Here is a 19,795-nt window from a genome sequence, read left to right on the forward strand (position 1 = left end):
ATATAACAACTCAGGAAAGGTGTAGGTCATATGTCTTACCAAACCTCGATTCACTTCGACCCAACGGCATTATTAATAATAAAAAATGAGATCGATAACTCGATTAAATTGGTAGAAACAGCAGTCAATACCCTTGCCGAAGAACAAGCCTTACCATTCGGGATTGATGATGCGCTCAACCAGTTTGAACAATGTACGCAAGTACTTGCTCTGATTGATATGCCTCACTTATCACAAATTACTCAATACTCTGCTGAGTTGATGCGTAAAATCATGGCTCAACCTCAACAGGTTCAGACCAGTGATGTGGTTGCTCTAAGCGAAGGCACAACCATGCTGAAGCGTTATATTGAGTTTATCTGCTTACGCGAAGTAAAAGTGCCGCAATTCTTGCTAGATACACTTAACCGTTTAGAAAAAGCATTAGGCCGCCCACTAACCAAAGAAGGCCAGACGGTTCAACCATTACTTGAGTTTATTACGCCAAGTTTTAATTTGCCTCAGGCACCGAATCTGGAACAATCGCAATATATTCATCAGCTATATAAGCTTTGTCTAAACAAACTGATTAAACAATCAGAAACAGCGCTTGACCTGCAAGGCATTAAATTAGTAGGTGTTTATCTTGCTGGTTTAGCGGCAGGCCAACCAAGTCAGCAGTACTGGCAACTGGTCAACGTTGGCTTAGGTCACATTGATGAACTTTCGATTACCGAAGCACGTTTACGTACTTTGATTCAAATTGAAACCAATATCGGTAAATTTCTGGCACAGCCAACTATTTTCAAGAATAGCATTGCTGATCTGGCAGACATTTTATGCATCTGTATCAGTCAGGAAGATGAAGTGTCTGAACATATTCGTGAACAGTTAAATATTGGTGATGAATTACTTAGCGACACTCAGCTTCAAGTTCTGAGCCGTCATTTATATGGCCCTGACTATGAAACAGTGCACACCATTAGCCAGTTAATGACCAATGAGATGGTTCAGATTCGTAATGAAATTGAATATAACCATCAAAATATGTCACCTGAAAAGACACAGGAAATTCAGCAAAAACTGACTCAACTTTGCAATGTTTTCAAGGTATTGAATCTCAATGAAGCTGCACGAGAGTTAACTCAGCAAGCTGAAAAACTGAGTTTGCCAAATACCTTAACTGATGCAACTTCGGTGCAGCAGCTCATGAACAGTATCTTGGCGTCAATGAACTCTATTGGCATTCTAGAACGTAATTACACTTCGAGCCGTTTACAGTTACGCGTCAATAATATGCAGATCTCGCTGGATCGTTTAGATGAAGCGCATCAGGCATTATTGACTGAAACAAAAACGCTGGTAGAAACCTTAACCCAGACTTTAAGTCTCTACGTGCAAGATCCTAGCGCACATAGTCTAGAGGCTTTGCCAGGCTATTTGAAAGAGCTTGCTGGTGCGGCCCTGTTCCTCGGTAGCTCAGCACAACAAAATGCTTTGGTGGGTGCAGCACAATTCGCTCAGCATCGTCTGGCACAAAATCAGGCGTTCTCTGCGGAAGAAATCAATTGTATTTTAAATGTTGTGGCAGGCTTGGATTTACTGGTTGATAACTTGAAGAACAAGCAACCAGTCTTGCAATCTATGTTTGATGTGGCATTATCAAACAGTCAGCAATTACAATCTAAAGCCGCATAATGACTCAACTATCACTTGCTTATATTTTTCAACACCAAAAACTTTTAGTAGACGAAAACTTTCAACTGCCAAAGGTTGAAAAGTTAGCAAGTGACCTCCCCATCCATCAGAATGATCACGTCATCGCACGTGATCTTCTTGAAGATGAAGCTATTCCTGAAGGCTACCAACTCATTCCGATTCGGGAACTTATTCAAAGTTGGTCAAGTAGTGATTTCTTGCAAGCCAGCCGTGCAGTTCAATTGCTGGAATGGCGACGCAATCACAAATTCTGTAGTCACTGCGGTCATGCAACCGAAGTACATCCTAAAGAATATGCAATGATTTGCCCTGCTTGTGCTTATCATCAATATCCGCGTGTTCAACCGTGCATCATTACCATTATCACCAAAGGCAATGATGAAGTCCTGCTGGCCAAGTCAGCGCACAATAAAACCAATATGTATGGACTGATCGCAGGTTTTGTTGAAGTCGGCGAAACTTTGGAAGAAGCCGTACAACGCGAAGCATTTGAAGAAGTCGGACTGAAACTGAAAAATATCCGCTATATGTCGAGCCAGCCTTGGCCCTTTCCAAGTAACTTGATGATTGCCTTTCATGCTGAATACGAATCTGGTGAGATCCAGCTCCAGCTTGAAGAAATTAGTGATGCACAGTTTTTTAAATTCGATCAACTGCCAGAAATTCCCTTTAAAGGCAGTATTGCGCATAACATGATTATGCAAATGATCGAAAACAAAAAGGTGGCCTAAATCCTTTCATTGGATTGATGTTTATCAGTATTGTCTGATCCACGAATGCCCTTGAGCCCTGCAATAATCGCCTGCATCCGTGCTGAATCAATATTCAATGCTTGAGATAAGTGATTCAGCACCTCATGTACCTGCTCATCTGTCCATTGCCGATAGAACATCAGGCTCAGCGTTTGTTGAATTAACCACTCATGCGTCTGCTGATCCAGTAGCTGTGAAATACTCACCAGTTGTGAAGCAATAAGTTTCAACATCATTCCAGATCTGGATTGAAGTATACGTTGAACCAGCTTTTGCTGGGCATCGGGATAATGGCTAAATAAAGATTGAATGACTGGGGCAAGTGTCGTCTCACATTGTCCATCTTCATTACGGATCAGAAAATGAAATAGATTTGCCAAGGTTGCAGGCACCACTTCTGGAGGAAATATTTCCGGTTCAAGTGGTTGTGGCGGTAAAAACAAGACATTCAGGATCGGATCCTCTCTCATCAATGCTTGTGCCCAATGTTTTATATCGCTGTTGCAATTCATATCCTCCATTCAATTGCACCTGCTTTCACATTCCTATTTAGCAATAAGAAAACTCGCCTTAATTGCGATTTTTTGTACCTGCTGCACAACATTGAATCACCCTCAAAGTATTTAATTTTTTATTGATCTATCACACATATTCAGATTTTTTCATGCATTACCCAACACCAGATTTGTACCTATTTTGGGTAATTAAGTCAATTTACCATAAATAGGTACAATGACAAGTAGCATTCATACCGATGAAATGAACATTTTGTGCCATTGGCTTAAGCAGCAGCGCAAAATGCAACAATTGACTATGCGCGAATTAGCATCGCGCATGGCTAAGCCACACTCGTATGTACAAAAAGTAGAGCAAGGTGAACGGCGACTGGATGTGGTGGAATATGTCTGGTATTGCACAGCCTTGAGCATTGATCCGCAAACAGGGATTCATCTCATTCTTGATGCCATGCAATCAAATTAAAAAAGGCAGATCACTGATCTCTCAGCAATCTGCCTTCACAATCCGAATGGATCAATCAGAGCAAGATGTTTATTAAGGCTCTAACGCCTCATCCAGAAAATGCAGAATTGTACGTTTGGTTTTAAAATAATGGCTCATTAAACTTGCGAGTGTCGCCACAATCGTAATGTGCCCTGTCTTTGGAATCACGGCGATATGACTATGATTGCCCTTTTCTCTTAATGCTTTATCCAGATCAAAGCTATTTTCTTTACCAACCAGCTGATCCTGTTCAGCCATCAATAAATAATGCTTAATCTGGTTCGGCTCAATAAAGTAATAAGGCATGACTTGCTGATACGACACTTTCTGATCAAAGGCATGCTCTGCCAGCGGGTCACCCTTATAATCGAAATGATAAGGGCCAGCCATGCCAACAATTGCACGGATCTTGTCTTTATATTTAAAACTTTGTGAATAAGCTGAATAAACTACAGACATTACATTAAAAGCACCCGCTGAGTGGCCCATCAATATGATGTTATCTGTCGAAATATTGAGTTTGTCCTGATTCTGACTCAGGTAATGAATCGCTTGCGCAATATCATCAATAAAGGTGGGAAAGATATGCGCTGGTGCAAGATGATAATTAATCACCACCACATCATAGCCTTCTCTGGCAAAGCTTTCTCCAACAAATAAATAATCACGCTTATTGCCATGTTGCCAAGAACCGCCATGTACAAATACAATCAAGGGTCTTTGCTTTTTCGGATTTTTAGTCCGATACAGATCCAGACGCTGTCTTGCTTTGAGCCCATAGGCTAGATGCTCTTCTTTTTCAAAAGTATCTTTAGGCGTTAAATAGTTAATTGAATAACTGGCAAAATCATAAAGGCGAAACTCCTGATATAACGTTTTCGCCTTGATGACATTTTCTTGTACTTGTTGGATGAGTTGCTTCATAAATTAAGGATTAGTTGGAGTAATGGTCGCAGGGTCCGCCTGATCTGGGTCAATTGCAACAGGTGTCTCAACTAAGGGCTGTGTCGTCGCAGTACCCACCATTGGGGCTGCTGCTGTTGAACTCGCTACAGTACCTGAAGGCTGGTCCACATTGTCAATGAGCGTCACAATTTTAGTCACATTTCCAACTTTTTGTAAGACGTCATCCAAATCTCGTGATTCAGCTGTATTTAAACGCCCCATCACATACAGCACACCATTTTCTGTATGTACCAGTACTTTACTGTCCGATACCACTGGCGCTTTCATTAACAAGCCACGAGTATTTGCAGTCACCGTCGCATCTTGCATGATAGTGTTGTAGCCAACTTTGTCGCCCACCGTAATATAGTTGTGTACTGCTTTAACATCCGTCATTGAGCGCAAGTTGTCTTCAGCCAGCTGTTTCAAATATGGATCAGGCACTTGTCCTGTCAATAAAACATTGCTGTGAAAACTTTCAATGTTGATACGTGACTGTTTAAAACGGTGGTCTAATTTATACAAATTGATATTTGCAGTACGCTTGATTGAAGAATCAATAAAAATCTGCCCTAGACTACGTTCACCACTATTTGTTCCAACTGGCGACGTTCCCGTACCACCAGAAATAAAACTCGCACATCCCGATAAACTTGCAGCGCAAAGCAACGTAATCGTTAAACGTTTTAACACTTGGCAAGACTCCCTAACTACAAACAAATTTGTTCAATTTCAATATTTAGCTTTAGACCGTACATTCACCCATCTAAAGTAAATGCATGTTCAATCCATTGCTGATCATACTGCAATTTTGAAAAATCTGGTTGTACTGTTTTTGCAATTTTCTGTGGAAAATCAAAACAAATCACATCAAAACGGCAATCAAAGTCATAATATTTAGGATATTTCTGTAAAAATAGCTGTGCAGTTTTAATAATTTTTCGCTGTTGAGTTGGGGAAATGACCTCACATGCTTCGGCATAACTTCCAGCCGATCTGGCTTTGACTTCAACAAAGACCAGCTCCTGCTGGCGCTGGACAATAAGATCAATTTCGCCATAACGTGAATGATAATTTTGCGTTACGCATTCATAATCATGTGATTGTAAAAAGGCAAGCGCTGTCTGTTCAGCCCATTGCCCTAAATCCTGAAATGACTGTTGCATAGATCGGTCAACTTATTTCAACACCTGAATGCCATTTTTCTGCTGTTGATAACAATACGGTTGTCGGTAAATTTTACCGTCCTTCACCTCAATTGCCCCAGTACGACCTTCAAAATTAAACTTGCGGTCAGGACTGCTGAGAAATTGCTGACTGATGGTCCAGGCATCTCCACCGAAAGCCAGTAAACGCTGGAAAGCCATATTTTCAGGTTGCTCTTTATAAGCTTTGACAACATCAGCCCAATGCCCATTATATAAAGCAGGCGTATCACAGAAGCTTAATCCTGTAGGAATCGGTTTATCCTGCTCAATACTCAGTGCTGTCGCATAAATATTCTTTTCTGGCAGTGTTCCCAATTGTTCTAGCCATTGATGATCACCGAGCAATAACAGCCCTTCTCGACGTGACAGTTTTTTAGGGACTTCATTGACCACATGAATATCTGAACCAAACTCAGACATCAATGCCATCATAAATAGCTCTGTTGCCGACTCTGTGCCTGCCTGACGCACCACCAGCAGCTTTTTAATTTTGTCTTTTTTCAATAATTGATTCAGCGCCACTGCATCATGCTGCTTGGCCAGACTGAACTGCCAGACATTGGTGGCTTGGGAGTTCATATCATTCAATGCCAATACTGGGATCGCTGGATTACGCTGCATCACATTTTCAATATCAGGCCGAGCCAATGGGCCAACAATCAAACGAGTTTTATTATTAACCCGCTTTTTGAAAATCGTATCGATGTTATTTTTTGCGGAATCTACAAAAATGATTTTTTCTTTGCTACCAGATGCTGTATAAGCACTCAAGAAACCGCGTTTGATGCTCTGACCAGCTCGCGCCATCGCACCAGATTCAGGTAGAATCACCAGTACGTCCGCATAAACTGGACTCACAATTGCTGCCAAACTGAGTAGCAGCCAATATTTTTTGTAATACATTAGGGAGTTACCTTTTATGAGTGCTCAATTATTTGTTGTAGCAACCCCGATTGGGCACTTAGATGACATGACCTTTCGTGCAATTGATATATTAAAATCCGTTTCGGTGGTTGCCGCAGAAGACACTCGTCAATCTGCTCAATTATTCAAACACTATAATATCTCAACTCCGCTAACAGCGTGTCATGATCACAACGAAAGTAACAAAATTGATCAACTTCTCCAAAAAATGCTAAATGGTGAGAGTGTTGCCTTAATTAGTGATGCTGGAACGCCCCTGATTAGCGATCCTGGTTTTAAACTAGTTCGTGCTGCACAAGAACACGGCATTCGCGTAATTCCTGTGCCTGGTGCCTGTGCTGCAATTGCCGCATTAAGTGCGGTGGGTTTACCAAGTGACCGTTTTAGCTTTGAAGGCTTCTTGCCATCCAAGGCATCACAACGAATTGGCCAGCTTGAAAAACTCAAAGATGAAACCCAGACCCTGATTTTCTATGAAGCACCCCACCGTATTCTGGCGTGTATTCAAGATATGGTTCAGGTCTTTGGTGAAGATCGTCCTGTTGGTTTTGCACGTGAAATTACCAAGACATTTGAAACCATCAAGAAAATGACCTTAAAAGAACTGGTCACTTTTATTGAAAATGATCACAACCAAGAAAAAGGTGAAATCGTGGTGGTGGTCGGCGGTGCATCGGCAGAAAAAGACATGGAACAGGATAAACTGGATGAGTTGTTAAAACGCTTATTACAAGATTTATCAGTCAAAGCGGCATCGCAACTGGCTGCGGATTTGACCGGCATTAAAAAGAAAGTGGCTTATCAGCGCGCTTTGGAACTCACCCAAAATAATGAATAAAACATAAGGGGAGATTTTATAATCTCCCCTTATCATTTAAATATGCAATAAGAACAATATATTTTAAGCCTTAGTCATGATATTAGCTTGATCCATTTTTCTTTCCGCCCTCGCCTGTTTAATCACGCTCAGCCCCGAAGACACACCAAGATAAGCAATCACAAAAGCGACCAGTAAATCGGGAAACATGGTTCCTGTTCCAAAAACGCCGACAGCTGCAATAATAATTGCGATATTGGCAATCGCATCATTACGGCTGCACAACCACACTGAACGCATATTGGCATCACCATCACGGAATGCATAAAGCAGGAGTGCAGAAACCACATTCACCGCCAGTGCAAGTACACCAATGGCCCCCATGAGCATTGGTTCAGGTGTAACACCCAGCCACCATGACCAAAACACTTTAACAATCACAAAAATACCAAATACCGCCATGGTGATACCTTTGACTAAAGCTGCGGTCGCGCGCCAATACAGGGTCATAGATAGCACTGCCAATGAGATGGCATAGTTAGCCGCATCACCTGCAAAATCTAACGCATCGGCCCATAACGATACAGAGCGTGCATGTGAACCACCAATAATTTCCACAAAGAACATCAGCGCATTTAGAACGAGCGCGATCCACAAAGCTCTACGAAACTTCGGGCTAATCTTTTGTGTTGGTGAACATGTTGTGTTGCATCCACATCCTGCCATGACTTTTCTCACTTAATCTTTTATAGTGATTTAAAACCCTAGAGTAACTCCAGAGTCAAGCATGATACATTTTACAATTGGGCAATTGGCAAAAAAGTCTGGCGTATCTGTGGATACGATTCGTTATTATGAAAAAATTGGGCTGCTTGAGAAAGCTAAACGCACGGCGGGCAATTATCGACATTATTCTGAACAGATGCTGTCAGAACTCCTGTTTCTAAAGCATTGCCGTGAACTGGGCATTACCTTACAGGATATTCAAAAGCTCAAGGATATGTCAGAGAACCCGAATCAAACCTGTATGGAAGTCGATCATCTGATTGATCAATATCTTGCCGAGGTTTCTCAGAAGATTCGAAACCTGGAACATCTCAAGCAGGATCTAACGCATTTAAAACAACAATGCTCTCAACACCGTACCATTGAACAATGTGGAATTTTAAAAGAACTACATCAACCACTCGAATGTGAACATGAATCACATCAACACAAAAAAGCACCACAATCGTGATGCTTTTTTGATGTCTTTATTCGACTTAATCTTGATGTTCATCTGGTGGGACTTCGGTAATGCGTCCACCACGTGCAAGAAACGCAGCCACTTCATCTTCTAAAGCCTGACGTTGTTTCTGCTTTGCAGTCACCGTTAACGTTTCTGCTTCGGCAAGATCGGCATCATTGGCGCTCGACTCTTCGCTATCTGCACCAGTTTCTGCGGCTTTCGCCTCTTCGTCGTCTACAGCAGAATCTTCTGTGTTTTCGTCGTAATCATTCATTTCCGTCATATTAATCTCCCCACAATGACTAAATTTCTCATCATCGCTATTTGGTCATCAGAACTTGGTGAAATTTAGCAAGCTCTCGTCAATTCGCAAAGTACAATCTTGATTAAATCGTATTTTTTACGACCAAATTCACTCTGATTTATAAATGATTGTTTAAAAAATATCTACTATTTTTTAGCACGCATATTGTGTGTGTTTCAACGCACCTAATCCGTTCGCCTGCTGCATAAAACGATCTTTGAACCAGTCGAACTGTTCCACCTGTTTAAGACCAAAATTTCGTGCCCACACAAACGGGAATAGCTCTGAACTTTCCAGCCAGCCAATCGCAGACATGCTATGCATCATCGCATCATTCTGGCCTTTACGCTGGTGCTCGTAACGCAGCAAGGTTTGCTCATTGGCCCATGCACCACGTTTTAAATCATGTAGTAAGACATCACAAAGTACGGCGGCATCCAGACAACCAATATTCACGCCTTGTCCTGCTAGAGGATGAATCACATGTGCTGCATCACCAATCAATGCCAGCCCCGATTTAATATAACGTTGCGCTGCGCGTGCTTTCAGTGGGAATTGTGCTCTGGAACGTACTTCAACCACCTCACCCAGCATCTGTAAACTTTCCTGAGTCAGCAATTGCATAAATTCCTGATCAGTAAGCGCCGAATATTCATCCGCATAATCATCGGGCAATGTCCAGACAATCGACTGCCAGTAACCATTTTCCTGCGCATCCAGACTGGCCATCGGCAAATAAGCCAATGGGCCTGTCGGCAAGAAAATCTGGCGAGCAACATATTGATTAGGCTGTGTGGTTTTAATCGCACAACTGATGGCAGCCTGTTTGTAATCCAAAACATCTAAATCGATATAGGCTTGCTCTCGTACAAAAGAGTTCGCACCATCCGCACCAATGAGCAACTTTGTTTTTAATGTTGTGCCATCCGCCAGTTGAATCGACCAGCCTTGTGGAATCTGTTCAATCCGAATCACCTTGACTTGAGTACGGTAATCGTTGAGCTGCTGCAACATTTTCTGTTGAATGGCAACATTCAAGACACTCGGTTCGACCATTGAACCCAATGCTTGATCTGACTGGGGTGGCTGCTCAGAAGCATGTCCAAAATTAATTTCGCCATAGCCATTTTTATTCCAGACTTGCATGCCTGAATAAGGCATTTGACGTGCTAAATCATCCCAAACATCGACGGTTTTAAGCAGATGTATGGTTGCCTGACTGAGTGCCAATACCCGTGGATTCATTACTGCCAGTGTTTTGTCTTGATCAAGTACAGGCGCAGCATCCAATACCGTCGCTTGCACACCCCCTTGTGCCAACAATAAAGCAGTTAGCCCACCAACCAGACCACCACCGACGATGACAACATCTAAGATTTCGCTCATGCTTTTAGTCCCATCGCATAATTGGCAACCAGAGGCTTAACGCCTGGAATTACATCAAATGCAATCAGTCCCGTATTGCGTAATAATTTAAGGATTGGATTCTGATTACTAAAACCACGCACCACCGAATCACAGAACTTGATCACACGTTGTTGATCCTTTAAACGGGATTGTTCATAGGCCAATAAATTTTCAGGCGCACCAATATCATGGGACTTCGCCAATTGTTCCATCAAGAAACGAACCAGCACATCCGCATCACGCAAGCACAGGTTAAAACCTTGTCCTGCAACAGGATGAATCGTATGTGCCGCATTACCCATGAGCACCACACGCCCAACGGCCTGCTTATGCGCCAACACTTGTGCCAATGGATAGCTAAAACGCTTACCCGTTTTTTCAAATTTCCCAGCACGATCGCCATAAGTTTCCTGTAAAGCATCAAGAAAGTGCTGGTCGTTCTCTTCACCTAACCATTCTGCTTCAGTGCCCTTCTTCACAGGCCATACCACCGAACGACGATATTCACCCGGTAAAGGTAAGAGTGCCAATGGCCCTAATGCACTAAAACGCTCAAAACCAACGTGCTGGTGCGGTTTAGAAGTTTGTACGGTAGTCACAATCGCCACTTGGTCATAATCATGCTCATCCACACCTATCCCAATCGCTTGTCGGCAGAAAGAATCACGACCATCGGCAGCAATCACCAACTTGGATTTTAAGGAATGGATATATTCACCATTGCGCATCGCTTCGATGTGTACCTCATTCTCATTTTGCGTGAGTGAAGTCACTTGTACACCATCAATCAACTCAATCAACGGCTGTTGACGCACTTGGGTTAGCAATACACGGCCTAACCATGCATTCTCAATCACTTGCCCAAAGCTTTCTACTTTTTCTTGTTCAGCGACGAGGCGTGCCTTACCAAAACTGCCCTGCTCAGTAATATGCACCTGCAAGATCGGCGTGGCATGTTGCTGCAAGGCATCCCACAGACCTAACTTTTGATAAATCTGTACACTACGACGTGACAAGGCGGTATTACGCGCATCAAAACTGGAATGATAAGGGGCAACATTTTCGTCATCGTAATTCGGATATTTCACAGCTTCTAATAGCTTTACTGCGATATTAGATTTTGCCAACATTAAAGCAAGGCTGAGTCCAACCATACCTCCACCGACAATGATGACTTGTTGCTGCATAATATTATTCCTTATCAGTTTTTCATGACTTGATGTTTCGGGACCTATCTTACTCTAACTCAAATCAGGAAGGGAATTTGTACTTTGTTTGGTCTATGTTTTTAAAATATATTCAAAAGTTTGTTTTGAACATCAAAGCAAATAAAAAGGCCTATCTATCGATAAGCCTTTTTTTAAATCTCAACTTAATGGTTCGCCATCAAGCTTTCAATCTCTTCAACAGTTTTCACCACATTTTTGGTTAGAACCAATGGGCCATTTTCAGTGACCACAATATCGTCCTCGATACGAATCCCGATACCACGCCATTTTGCATCGACCGTTTCATCATCAGGTGCCACATATAAACCTGGCTCAACGGTTACAACCATACCAGCTTCATAAACACGCCAGTCTTCGCCATTTTTATAGGTACCGACATCATGCACATCCATACCAAGCCAATGCCCTGTACCATGCATAAAGAATTGACGGAATGCTTCGCTTTCAACCAGCTCATCCACATTGCCACTCATTAAACCAAGATCAACCAGACCTTGAGTTAAAATCTTCACAGCCACTTCATGCGGATATTTATAAGGATTGCCGATACGGGTTGCATCAATCGCAGCCAGCTGAGCGTCAAGAACCACGTTGTATAACGCTTTTTGTTCAGGGCTGAATTTACCATTTACAGGGAATGTACGAGTAATGTCCGATGCATAGAACTCATATTCACATGCTGCATCAATCAGCACTAAATCACCATCTTTTAACGGCTGGTTATTTTCAACATAGTGCAAAATACAGGCATTTTCACCGCCGCCTACAATACTGTTATAGGCTGGCACGCAGCCGTTTTTACCAAAGATATAATTGAGTTCCGCTTCAAGCGCGTATTCCATCATCTCAGGTTTAACCATTTGCATGGCACGGGTATGCGCTTCAGCACTGATATTCGATGCAATCTGCATCAGCTCAATTTCTTGTGCCGATTTTTTCAAACGCATTTCATCAACAATACGATCAAGTTGCACTACTTCTGCTGGCGCAGTACCCCCACGATGTGCATCCGCCTTCTGAATCCACTGGCTGACACGCGCATCAAACTCAGCATTCTGTCCAATACGATAGTAAAGACGTTGTTTATTCAATAATTTGTCGATGATTTCTTCATCAAGTAGATCAATTGCATAAGCTTCATCTGCATCATAAATTTCAATCGCCCCATCAATACCTGCACGATAGCCATTCCAGATTTCCATTTCACGATTACGTTCGCGGCAGAATAAGCTATAGCTATATTCCTCACCTTCTTCAAAGGTTTCGATCACGGCAACCGCTTCTGGCTCTGCAAATCCAGTCAGATAATAAAAACTACTGTCTGCACGATATTTATAATCCGCATCGCGGTTACGATACATTTCTGCTCGCGTCGCAATAATGGCAATACTATTGCTACCTATCTGTTGAGCAAGAAGATCACGACGTAGTTTAAAATCGGCCTGACTTAATTTCATATTGTCCTTCTAATGAAGATGAATAATTGTAAGTATCTTTATTTATAAAAGTTTAAGGCACCGCCCGAGTTAACTCGGACGATGTGGGGTAAACATTTCTACCACGGTTTGCGGATCAGCTGGGTTATCCGAGTTTCTGCTTTTAGCATGAAAGTTTTGTAACAAAGAACTTTCAGCAACAGGAATCTTGGTACGGCCAATCGACAGGCTCACTGGAATCAAGCGTACAAATTCGTACAATTCCTGATAGCTTTCTTCGCCTTCTTCATCATTGTCAGAGTCTTCAAACTCAACCGCTGCAACATCTTGTAAATGTTCAATCAGCTCTTGCTCCTCGCCACGAATATGACCTGAAGCCAAACCAAAACCAAGTACAACCCCTGCACACCAGTCAGCCAATGCCTGAACACGATCAACCAGCAAATGATTGTCATCTGGGAGCATTGGTAAATAGTCTAATTCATCATCAGATAAAGCATGCGCCACATCTTCTGCTTCATCTGTCAAACTTTCCAGTGCTTCTGGCTGTAAAGCAGGTACATTAAGGGTGTTTAAGATTTGTGACCATTCATCTGCGGTTGGCGCTTGTGTCACACAAACTATACCAGTGAGTAAACCATGTAACTCACTTGGACTTGAAATTTCTTCAATCCCATCAAAATGGGCATTCCATTCCGTCCAACCTGAAATATCGTCTTGCATTCGTTTATCCAATCTCTATACTGCTGTATATATTACCTTTGATTGCAACTCTGTGCGACCTTCGTTATGTTAGAACAATTACAGCGTCTACAAGCGCATATTGGTGTTTTAAAAACACGCCTACATCACTTTGAGCGAGAAAATACATCGCTCACTGAAGCTAAACAATTAGCTGAAACTGACCATCATGCACAAGTTGTGCAGAAAAATAGCATCATCACGCAAAAGCAGGAAGAAGTTGATAACTTAACTGAACAACTGACTCAGTTACAAGATCAATTTAAACAACTGAATCAAGATGCAACAACTTTAGCGGAACGTTATAGCCGTTTAGAGAAAAGCACCACTGATTTAAAAAATCGCTTTCAGGAAATCCTGGCTGAGCGTAATGACTTGCGTGTGAACAAAGAAAAATTACAAGCACAGCAACGTCATAGCCAACAAGAAATTCAGGATTTACAACAGGATCGTGATCGTTTGTTGCAAAAAAATGAACTTGCAAAATCTAAAGTGGAAGCCATTATCCAGCGTCTTTCTATTTTAGGTACCGCCCAAGATCAACATGCACAAGAAATTCAGCAACTCGCCCATCCAAATGCTGAAACACACGAGGAGACCTGATCATGAGTGAATCAATCGTTGTCGAACTTCGCTTAATTGAACAGACTTTTCGTTTAAACACGACTGAAGATAAACGTGAAGAACTGGAACGCGCCGCTGAATTATTGAATCAGAAGTTTCATGATATGCGTCGTAATGCACCGCGTGTAGAACATAACAAACTTGTGATTATGGTGGCGCTACAAATGGCGCAGGAAGTATTTAGCCTGAATAAGTCTTTACAGGAATATGCACACTGCGAACATCTACTCCAAACCATTTTGGAAGATGTCGAACAAATTGTTGAGTAAAATTGCACAAAGCCCCATCAATTAGTAAGTATCTTTACAGATAACTGCCTTGCAAGGATTGTCATCGTGTAAAGATCAGTTATACTAAAACTGTCTCTAGGGTGTTCGCCAGTACGTCTATTCCCCTGCCGATACTTAAATTTATGGATGTGTTCTGTGTATTTTGAGTGTATGCCTGCCTCGAGTAGGAAACCCGTTAAGTACGCGTCACCTCCACCTTGAACTCATCGGGTTCAGGGTAACGACCATGCAGCGGCACCTCTGGAGCATTATTTTAAGTATTCAATGACTTATGTTCATATAAAAACGATAATCTGGATTAAACCCCAACTCTCTTTTGGCTTTTTCATTCAAATATAATTGTTCATCTTCAACAATTTGATAAATCCCCTCGCCCTTTTCAATCGCTAAATAAGCAGCATATGCAGCGGCATCGACGTGGACTTTACATAGCTGAGCAGCACTACATCCTGTCGCACTCCCATACAGTTTTGCATATCTCAGAATCACACTGTTCAATCCATAGCCAAGAACCTGTTGCTCTAATGCGTAAATACTCTCAGCATTCAACTTCGATACAGGATTGACTGAATCTAGGTCTAATTCTGTTTGTTCATCATAGTAAGGCTGATCTAGCACATAAGCAAAAGCGATGCTTTGGGCAATTAAGTTACAGGACTTGTTTGTTAAAGCCTGAATAAGATTGTAAGTTCCTACTTTTCTAATTTTTGCATTTCTAATGCGTGCTTGTTCCATTAAATCTGGCTGTAAACCATAAGGTAAATCTGTGAGTTGATGAATCACCACATCTGGCGCAACTTCACTTATTATTTCTTTAATCCTTTCCGCATCAAAAATATCTGCAATCCTCGGATGAACACCGATTGCTTGAAGAAACTTTGCCTTGTCAGCTGAGCGAGTCAAACCATAAACATTAAAGCCCTTTTGCTTGAGAATAAGACAAAGTTTATAGCCGATTGCACCTGTTGCCCCAGCAACAAAGACAATTGGTCGATCAGAATGATTATTTTTCATTTAAAAAGTTGCTTAATCGATGAGCTGACAAAATAATGCCGATATTTTCGACACTATTCTATACGGGCATCACTTTAATTGAGCTTAATCACTCATCTTTCAAAGCACATTCATAATTGCTTGGCTCTTGTGAACAACGTACCTGTTTCAATAACTTCATCATATCCTTGTCGTAAAAGCCTTCTTTGGTCATTTGAATCCGCGCTTCACGCATCAAGCGCACATAGCCAGGCTTATCACTTTCATTCAGTTTTAACCAAAACTTGTCAGGGATCTTGGCTTCAATATTGTCTACAAATTCAAAGGCTGGATTCAGCTGTTTGGAAATCACTTCACGTGCAATAGAGCCCATCCCTGCTGGAAATTTATTACGATGCATAATCAGGGTGCCTGTGACCTGTATCACAGGGAATTTAATGATGCCTCCAACGGCTTTACCTGATTTATCAGTCATGCCTTTTTGTAGTTCCAATGGCTCAAATAAAATCGCTGGCCCAGCCATAATATCGACTTCTTTATTATTAAACTTTCCACCTACCGTCACCAAATCCACAGATACAGGTTGCGCACCAACATTCTGTACTAGTTTCTTTTGCGTTTCATCGAACTGGAATACCGCTACTTTCTTACCAGCAGCTTTTGCCAAAGTATTAATATTACGATCAGTCACCATGATATAAGCCGCACCCAACGGTACGATACCAACTACCTCATAATCTTTATTCACCATCTTTTCATCGAATTTTGGATTAGCCAAAACCTGAATCACAGAACTGAGCTGCTTATAAGTTTGTAATGCACCAATCGCATCGATACTGCCTACAAATTTATTAAACTGTTTGGCTCGAAGGTTACTAATCCCCGCTCCATCACAACGCTTACTACGAAAATCTTCCGTAAGCACCGCTTCATTGGTATAGACCTTTAGATTAACCAGAGTTGAGGCTTCTTTTTTTAATTTAGGATAATCAAAATCCAGTTTGAATTGCAGATGCGAAGGTCGGGTCACATTCATATTGACACCGAATTGCTTCGCGACACGAACCATACGAGGGATTTCAGTGATATAACTAGTGGCCTGTTCAAAAGCCTCGCTATGTTCACCATTGGGTGAAAACACACATAAAGTGACTTGCTTGGGAATCTGCTGCCATGTTTTTGGATCATTCAACAGTTGTTTAATCTTATTCTGCGAATGTGTCGACAGCGTTAAATCCAGCTTTCCTTCTGGCGCTGCATAAGTGGTATTCATCAGCAATATCGAGCTTGCCAGAACGCAGTGAGTCAAAAAGGATTTTGTGAATTTGATAAATTTATTATTGTGCATAGACCGATCCATTTTTAGCTATTTCCCAACAGTTTTATTCAAGTTAAGGAGAAAAGATAAAAATAGAATTGACTGTATTTGGTCGGTGCGTGTCAATTGAGTCAAAATAAACAAGCCGCCCCATTTTAGCCATAAAAGATGCTGAGCAACTAAAGGATGTGGTGTTACAAAAGGCGTAATACGTTTATCGGATATTTTTACTAGAAAGCCGAATTAACTGAAATATGCCGAATAAGCTGCTTTCTATGACATGGAAACGAGCAGCTTATCCAAGGTATTTCAGATTAAATAAATGACCAAACCACATTTTCATCCTGAGGTTTTAATAAAAAGCTGGTCTGAGCATCATCTTCTACCACAATATGCTGGTTAGAAATCATTTTGACCTTGAGAAGCGTATCATTCTCATAGACTAAATCACGTTTACCTTCTTTTTTTAAGACAAGCATTTGATCCAGAACAATTAGATTTTTTGACTCAAACATCGTTTTCTCTCTAAAAAGTCATCGCAATGTGAAGTATTTTCTAAAGTCGCTAAACTTCCATCCCCGCAAATGGTCAATCTAAGCAGACCATTCCTGCTAAAAAATACTTATTTAATGGTTGAGATACATATAATTGACATCTAAAGCTGTTATCTCACGCGCTGCATTCTAGATCACTTATTAAGCAAAATTACACATTTTGTCTAACAGTTCACAAAAAATTAGATTTTCGTAAAAATTCATACAAAATATTTTTTTACTTTATGCATCGGTTTAACTGCATTTTAGATTCCTTATTTCATAAAGGCATAAAAAAATGGCCACTTTAAAGCAGCCATTTTTTAAGATGAACTGGCTTACCAGCTTACGTTAACGCGTCGGTTTGGTGCCAAACAACCAACAAGTTTAGAGTTGGCTTTATTACCCGCACATTGCTGATATAAGTCAGTCTGGCTATTTGCTTGAATTTGAATACGGTTTGCATCAACACCTTCATTTACCAGCAACTTCGCGACTGTATTGGCACGTTGGGCTGATAATTGATGGTTATAAGCAAATTTCCCTAATGGATCCGCAAAGCCAGCGACAAGGATTGGGCCTGTTGCATTGCTTTGTTTAATACGTTGTGCAATCGCTGATACCGAAGCCGAACCTTGTTCAATTGCATTGGCATTGAAACGGTCAAAGGCAAAGAATACGCTGCCAGAACGTGCAGTATTTACGTTTGCATCGTTAGGCACCTGATTATTTGCACCCCAAGCCATTAAGCCTTCACATGCTTCGCCTTTCCATGACAATCGTTCTGACAAATATTTTTTGTCAAAATCGACGCGGAGTTGGCAACGTAAATAGTCTTGGCTATTCGGCTGGCGAATATCTAAAACATAGTTCCAGGTCTTAACAAAGAATACGCCTTCGCTAAATTGAGGATTTCCCAATAAATGACGAATCTGGTCTTTGGTTAAGCCTGTATCTAAACGGGCAACATCGTCATATTCATAACGTTTTACCTGTTTTAAATAACTCTTTTCAACCGCAGGAAACTTGATTTCTTCTTGCTGAACTGGAGTTGTATCTTCATCTGCATAAGTCGCTACTGAGAAACCAGCAAGAGCTGCTACTGCTAAGCATTGAATCGTTTTTTTCATTTCATTACTCTCTTCATTTGTTGAGTAAGGAGAGCATGCGCTCTCCCCGCCAGTTTCTTAGTTGATTACACCGCTGATACCGATACGTACGCTTGGATCACCTTGAGATGCTGCTGCAACACCACCGGTAATTGACCAGCGACCATTATCAGAAGTTTTACGCAAAGTTACGCCGACCGCGTTTTCACCACCATGGTAAGCAGCACCCGCAGCATAGGTATATTTACCTGCAACAAATGGAGCCGCTTCTAATGCCATCGCAGCTGCAACACCAGCATTGGCTTTTTTCTCTACGCTATCAATACGTTGGTTGGTATCGTAGAACGCTTGTTGTAACTGATCACCAAGATTAGTAATACGGTTACCCAATTCCTGATTTGACTGGTTCAATGTACCAATCGCATCATGAATCGTGTCTTTGCCTGTACCACCAATATTATTGGTTTTGATCGTACCGTCTGGATTGACTGTCGTGTTACCGCCAATGCTGTTCTTGATGCTGTCAGAAATATTATGGATCTGACCACCATTCACTGCATCTTTAGAACCTTTTGCAATCGTTCCATCTGCGACACCTTTAACAACGCGGTCACCATCTTTACCAGCCATATTGACGCTCTTACCACCAGTATCTTTACCAACAGTAATTTCGCCATTTGACTCCTGTTGCTGAACAAGACCAGACTTACCATTGTTGATGTTGTTGATATTGTTCTGGATGTTCTGAATATCATTTGTGTTCTTGTCAACATTCTGTTTGACATCCCACAACTGACCACCATTCACCGCATCTTTAGAATCTTTCTCAACCTTACCATCAGCAACATTCTTCAAGTTAGTGCCCTTATCACCACCACCTAAAGTCACTGAGTTCTTATCAACATTGCCATCTTTGTCTTTGTCATATTGAACCGCGTTATCTGAAAGATTACCGATGTCTTTACCGATCTGATCTTTCAATTTATTCAACTGGTCAACATTGACTGCATCTTTACCATTCACGCCATCAGCAACGTTAGTAATTGTTTTATTACCCGCGTTGATGCCATCTTTAGTAATGCTTGGGCCGTTTTTAATGACCAAGCCGTTGTTGTTCAATACAGTATCGCCAGTGGTAATGCTGTCGAACTTCGCATCTTTCAACAATTCAATCTTGATGCCATCTTCTGTGGTACGTGTGATCACGTTCTCACCGCTGGTCTTGTCTTCTGCTGTT

Annotated in this window: 23 protein-coding genes and 1 other RNA gene; 8 read left to right on the top strand and 16 right to left on the bottom strand. The window is 41.5% G+C overall.

The features are described 5' to 3' along the window. Nucleotides 1–30 precede the first annotated feature (30 nt). Both PJ15_RS06630 and nudC read left to right on the top strand, forming a co-directional pair. On the top strand, nt 31–1,677 hold the full coding sequence (locus PJ15_RS06630; RefSeq protein ID WP_047429077.1) for a hypothetical protein: 1,647 nt from the start codon (nt 31–33) through the stop codon (nt 1,675–1,677). Continuing rightward, a complete protein-coding gene (gene nudC / locus PJ15_RS06635; protein WP_047429078.1) occupies nt 1,677–2,429 on the top strand; it encodes an NAD(+) diphosphatase in 753 nt (250 codons plus the stop codon). Before PJ15_RS06630 ends, nudC begins: the two co-directional genes overlap by 1 nt. Here nudC and PJ15_RS06640 read toward each other — a convergent pair. Next, nucleotides 2,426–2,971: a hypothetical protein gene (locus PJ15_RS06640; protein ID WP_047429080.1), complete on the bottom strand. Its 546-nt coding sequence runs from the start codon at nt 2,969–2,971 to the stop codon at nt 2,426–2,428. The genes nudC and PJ15_RS06640 overlap by 4 nt on opposite strands. A gap of 211 nt (nt 2,972–3,182) precedes the next feature. On the opposite strand from PJ15_RS06640, the gene PJ15_RS06645 reads away from it, so the two are divergent. Then, nucleotides 3,183–3,431 carry a helix-turn-helix domain-containing protein gene (locus tag PJ15_RS06645; RefSeq protein WP_004773752.1) on the top strand — a complete coding sequence of 83 codons (249 nt, stop codon included), beginning with the start codon at nt 3,183–3,185 and terminating at the stop codon, nt 3,429–3,431. Nucleotides 3,432–3,503: 72 nt separating this feature from the next. Here the strand turns inward: PJ15_RS06645 and PJ15_RS06650 are convergent, their stop codons facing one another. The 4 genes from PJ15_RS06650 to PJ15_RS06665 all read right to left on the bottom strand — a co-directional run bounded on the left by PJ15_RS06650 (nt 3,504) and on the right by PJ15_RS06665 (nt 6,508). Beyond that, a complete protein-coding gene (locus PJ15_RS06650) occupies nt 3,504–4,376 on the bottom strand; it encodes an alpha/beta hydrolase (RefSeq protein WP_047429082.1) in 873 nt (290 codons plus the stop codon). Between the two features lie 3 nt (nt 4,377–4,379). After that, nucleotides 4,380–5,090 carry a BON domain-containing protein gene (locus PJ15_RS06655; RefSeq protein ID WP_004773756.1) on the bottom strand — a complete coding sequence of 237 codons (711 nt, stop codon included), beginning with the start codon at nt 5,088–5,090 and terminating at the stop codon, nt 4,380–4,382. Nucleotides 5,091–5,155: 65 nt separating this feature from the next. Beyond that, nucleotides 5,156–5,563, bottom strand: coding sequence for a YraN family protein (locus PJ15_RS06660; RefSeq protein ID WP_004773758.1), 408 nt, complete (start codon nt 5,561–5,563; stop codon nt 5,156–5,158). A 12-nt stretch (nt 5,564–5,575) separates the two neighbouring features. Next, nucleotides 5,576–6,508, bottom strand: a complete 933-nt coding sequence (locus PJ15_RS06665) for a penicillin-binding protein activator (RefSeq protein ID WP_004773759.1) — start codon at nt 6,506–6,508, stop codon at nt 5,576–5,578. 16 nt (nt 6,509–6,524) lie between these two features. Between PJ15_RS06665 and rsmI the strand changes: the two genes are divergently transcribed. Further along, a complete protein-coding gene (gene rsmI / locus PJ15_RS06670) occupies nt 6,525–7,367 on the top strand; it encodes a 16S rRNA (cytidine(1402)-2'-O)-methyltransferase (RefSeq protein ID WP_005258885.1) in 843 nt (280 codons plus the stop codon). 63 nt (nt 7,368–7,430) lie between these two features. On the opposite strand, the gene PJ15_RS06675 is transcribed toward rsmI, so the two are convergent. After that, nucleotides 7,431–8,072: a cation transporter gene (locus tag PJ15_RS06675; protein WP_047429085.1), complete on the bottom strand. Its 642-nt coding sequence runs from the start codon at nt 8,070–8,072 to the stop codon at nt 7,431–7,433. A gap of 61 nt (nt 8,073–8,133) precedes the next feature. Between PJ15_RS06675 and PJ15_RS06680 the strand changes: the two genes are divergently transcribed. Further along, nucleotides 8,134–8,583, top strand: a complete 450-nt coding sequence (locus tag PJ15_RS06680; RefSeq protein WP_047429087.1) for a MerR family transcriptional regulator — start codon at nt 8,134–8,136, stop codon at nt 8,581–8,583. Between the two features lie 25 nt (nt 8,584–8,608). On the opposite strand, the gene PJ15_RS06685 is transcribed toward PJ15_RS06680, so the two are convergent. The 5 genes from PJ15_RS06685 to PJ15_RS06705 all read right to left on the bottom strand — a co-directional run bounded on the left by PJ15_RS06685 (nt 8,609) and on the right by PJ15_RS06705 (nt 13,673). Continuing rightward, complete coding sequence (locus PJ15_RS06685; protein ID WP_005258891.1) at nt 8,609–8,857, bottom strand: hypothetical protein; 249 nt, start codon at nt 8,855–8,857, stop codon at nt 8,609–8,611. Nucleotides 8,858–9,031: 174 nt separating this feature from the next. Further along, nucleotides 9,032–10,264, bottom strand: a complete 1,233-nt coding sequence (locus tag PJ15_RS06690; RefSeq protein ID WP_047429089.1) for an FAD-dependent monooxygenase — start codon at nt 10,262–10,264, stop codon at nt 9,032–9,034. Then, nucleotides 10,261–11,472, bottom strand: coding sequence for a 2-octaprenyl-6-methoxyphenyl hydroxylase (gene ubiH / locus PJ15_RS06695; RefSeq protein ID WP_047429090.1), 1,212 nt, complete (start codon nt 11,470–11,472; stop codon nt 10,261–10,263). The genes PJ15_RS06690 and ubiH overlap by 4 nt, the downstream gene beginning before the upstream one ends. Before the next feature lie 185 nt (nt 11,473–11,657). Beyond that, entirely contained in the window at nt 11,658–12,971 is a 1,314-nt protein-coding gene (locus PJ15_RS06700) for an aminopeptidase P N-terminal domain-containing protein (RefSeq protein WP_047429093.1), read from the bottom strand. 69 nt (nt 12,972–13,040) lie between these two features. Next, the gene (locus PJ15_RS06705) at nt 13,041–13,673 is read right to left on the bottom strand and encodes a UPF0149 family protein (RefSeq protein WP_047429095.1); all 633 of its coding nucleotides are present in this window, start codon (nt 13,671–13,673) and stop codon (nt 13,041–13,043) included. A 66-nt stretch (nt 13,674–13,739) separates the two neighbouring features. Between PJ15_RS06705 and PJ15_RS06710 the strand changes: the two genes are divergently transcribed. From PJ15_RS06710 to ssrS, 3 genes are all read left to right on the top strand, one after another. Continuing rightward, complete coding sequence (locus tag PJ15_RS06710; RefSeq protein WP_004773773.1) at nt 13,740–14,294, top strand: hypothetical protein; 555 nt, start codon at nt 13,740–13,742, stop codon at nt 14,292–14,294. A 2-nt stretch (nt 14,295–14,296) separates the two neighbouring features. Continuing rightward, on the top strand, nt 14,297–14,584 hold the full coding sequence (locus PJ15_RS06715; protein WP_005258901.1) for a cell division protein ZapA: 288 nt from the start codon (nt 14,297–14,299) through the stop codon (nt 14,582–14,584). A gap of 90 nt (nt 14,585–14,674) precedes the next feature. Beyond that, nucleotides 14,675–14,856, top strand: a non-coding RNA gene (ssrS, locus tag PJ15_RS18320) — 6S RNA. Between the two features lie 10 nt (nt 14,857–14,866). Here ssrS and PJ15_RS06720 read toward each other — a convergent pair. From PJ15_RS06720 to PJ15_RS06740, 5 genes are all read right to left on the bottom strand, one after another. Then, on the bottom strand, nt 14,867–15,619 hold the full coding sequence (locus PJ15_RS06720; protein ID WP_047429097.1) for an NAD-dependent epimerase/dehydratase family protein: 753 nt from the start codon (nt 15,617–15,619) through the stop codon (nt 14,867–14,869). Nucleotides 15,620–15,707: 88 nt separating this feature from the next. Continuing rightward, complete coding sequence (locus tag PJ15_RS06725; protein WP_047429098.1) at nt 15,708–16,946, bottom strand: putative solute-binding protein; 1,239 nt, start codon at nt 16,944–16,946, stop codon at nt 15,708–15,710. A gap of 284 nt (nt 16,947–17,230) precedes the next feature. Further along, entirely contained in the window at nt 17,231–17,431 is a 201-nt protein-coding gene (locus tag PJ15_RS06730; protein WP_004773777.1) for a hypothetical protein, read from the bottom strand. Nucleotides 17,432–17,787: 356 nt separating this feature from the next. Next, nucleotides 17,788–18,579: a trimeric autotransporter adhesin/peptidogylcan-associated protein TpgA gene (gene tpgA / locus PJ15_RS06735; protein ID WP_047429100.1), complete on the bottom strand. Its 792-nt coding sequence runs from the start codon at nt 18,577–18,579 to the stop codon at nt 17,788–17,790. 57 nt (nt 18,580–18,636) lie between these two features. Then, nucleotides 18,637–19,795, bottom strand: a 1,159-nt coding sequence (locus PJ15_RS06740) for a YadA-like family protein (protein ID WP_047429102.1), incomplete at its 5' end; no start/stop codon positions are given.

It is taken from the genome of Acinetobacter sp. neg1 (assembly GCF_000788125.1).
Lineage (GTDB): Bacteria > Pseudomonadota > Gammaproteobacteria > Pseudomonadales > Moraxellaceae > Acinetobacter > Acinetobacter vivianii.

Coding starts and splice junctions, on each gene's coding strand:
- PJ15_RS06650 (WP_047429082.1), bottom strand. CDS start 4,376: ATGAAGCAACTCATCCAACAAGTACAAGAAAATGTCATCAAGGCGAAA.
- tpgA (WP_047429100.1), bottom strand. CDS start 18,579: ATGAAAAAAACGATTCAATGCTTAGCAGTAGCAGCTCTTGCTGGTTTC.
- PJ15_RS06680 (WP_047429087.1), top strand. CDS start 8,134: ATGATACATTTTACAATTGGGCAATTGGCAAAAAAGTCTGGCGTATCT.
- PJ15_RS06685 (WP_005258891.1), bottom strand. CDS start 8,857: ATGACGGAAATGAATGATTACGACGAAAACACAGAAGATTCTGCTGTA.
- PJ15_RS06660 (WP_004773758.1), bottom strand. CDS start 5,563: ATGCAACAGTCATTTCAGGATTTAGGGCAATGGGCTGAACAGACAGCG.
- PJ15_RS06640 (WP_047429080.1), bottom strand. CDS start 2,971: ATGGAGGATATGAATTGCAACAGCGATATAAAACATTGGGCACAAGCA.
- PJ15_RS06715 (WP_005258901.1), top strand. CDS start 14,297: ATGAGTGAATCAATCGTTGTCGAACTTCGCTTAATTGAACAGACTTTT.
- PJ15_RS06630 (WP_047429077.1), top strand. CDS start 31: ATGTCTTACCAAACCTCGATTCACTTCGACCCAACGGCATTATTAATA.
- PJ15_RS06665 (WP_004773759.1), bottom strand. CDS start 6,508: ATGTATTACAAAAAATATTGGCTGCTACTCAGTTTGGCAGCAATTGTG.
- PJ15_RS06725 (WP_047429098.1), bottom strand. CDS start 16,946: ATGCACAATAATAAATTTATCAAATTCACAAAATCCTTTTTGACTCAC.
- rsmI (WP_005258885.1), top strand. CDS start 6,525: ATGAGTGCTCAATTATTTGTTGTAGCAACCCCGATTGGGCACTTAGAT.
- PJ15_RS06675 (WP_047429085.1), bottom strand. CDS start 8,072: ATGGCAGGATGTGGATGCAACACAACATGTTCACCAACACAAAAGATT.
- PJ15_RS06730 (WP_004773777.1), bottom strand. CDS start 17,431: ATGTTTGAGTCAAAAAATCTAATTGTTCTGGATCAAATGCTTGTCTTA.
- PJ15_RS06720 (WP_047429097.1), bottom strand. CDS start 15,619: ATGAAAAATAATCATTCTGATCGACCAATTGTCTTTGTTGCTGGGGCA.
- PJ15_RS06700 (WP_047429093.1), bottom strand. CDS start 12,971: ATGAAATTAAGTCAGGCCGATTTTAAACTACGTCGTGATCTTCTTGCT.
- PJ15_RS06690 (WP_047429089.1), bottom strand. CDS start 10,264: ATGAGCGAAATCTTAGATGTTGTCATCGTCGGTGGTGGTCTGGTTGGT.
- nudC (WP_047429078.1), top strand. CDS start 1,677: ATGACTCAACTATCACTTGCTTATATTTTTCAACACCAAAAACTTTTA.
- PJ15_RS06710 (WP_004773773.1), top strand. CDS start 13,740: ATGTTAGAACAATTACAGCGTCTACAAGCGCATATTGGTGTTTTAAAA.
- PJ15_RS06705 (WP_047429095.1), bottom strand. CDS start 13,673: ATGCAAGACGATATTTCAGGTTGGACGGAATGGAATGCCCATTTTGAT.
- PJ15_RS06645 (WP_004773752.1), top strand. CDS start 3,183: ATGACAAGTAGCATTCATACCGATGAAATGAACATTTTGTGCCATTGG.
- ubiH (WP_047429090.1), bottom strand. CDS start 11,472: ATGCAGCAACAAGTCATCATTGTCGGTGGAGGTATGGTTGGACTCAGC.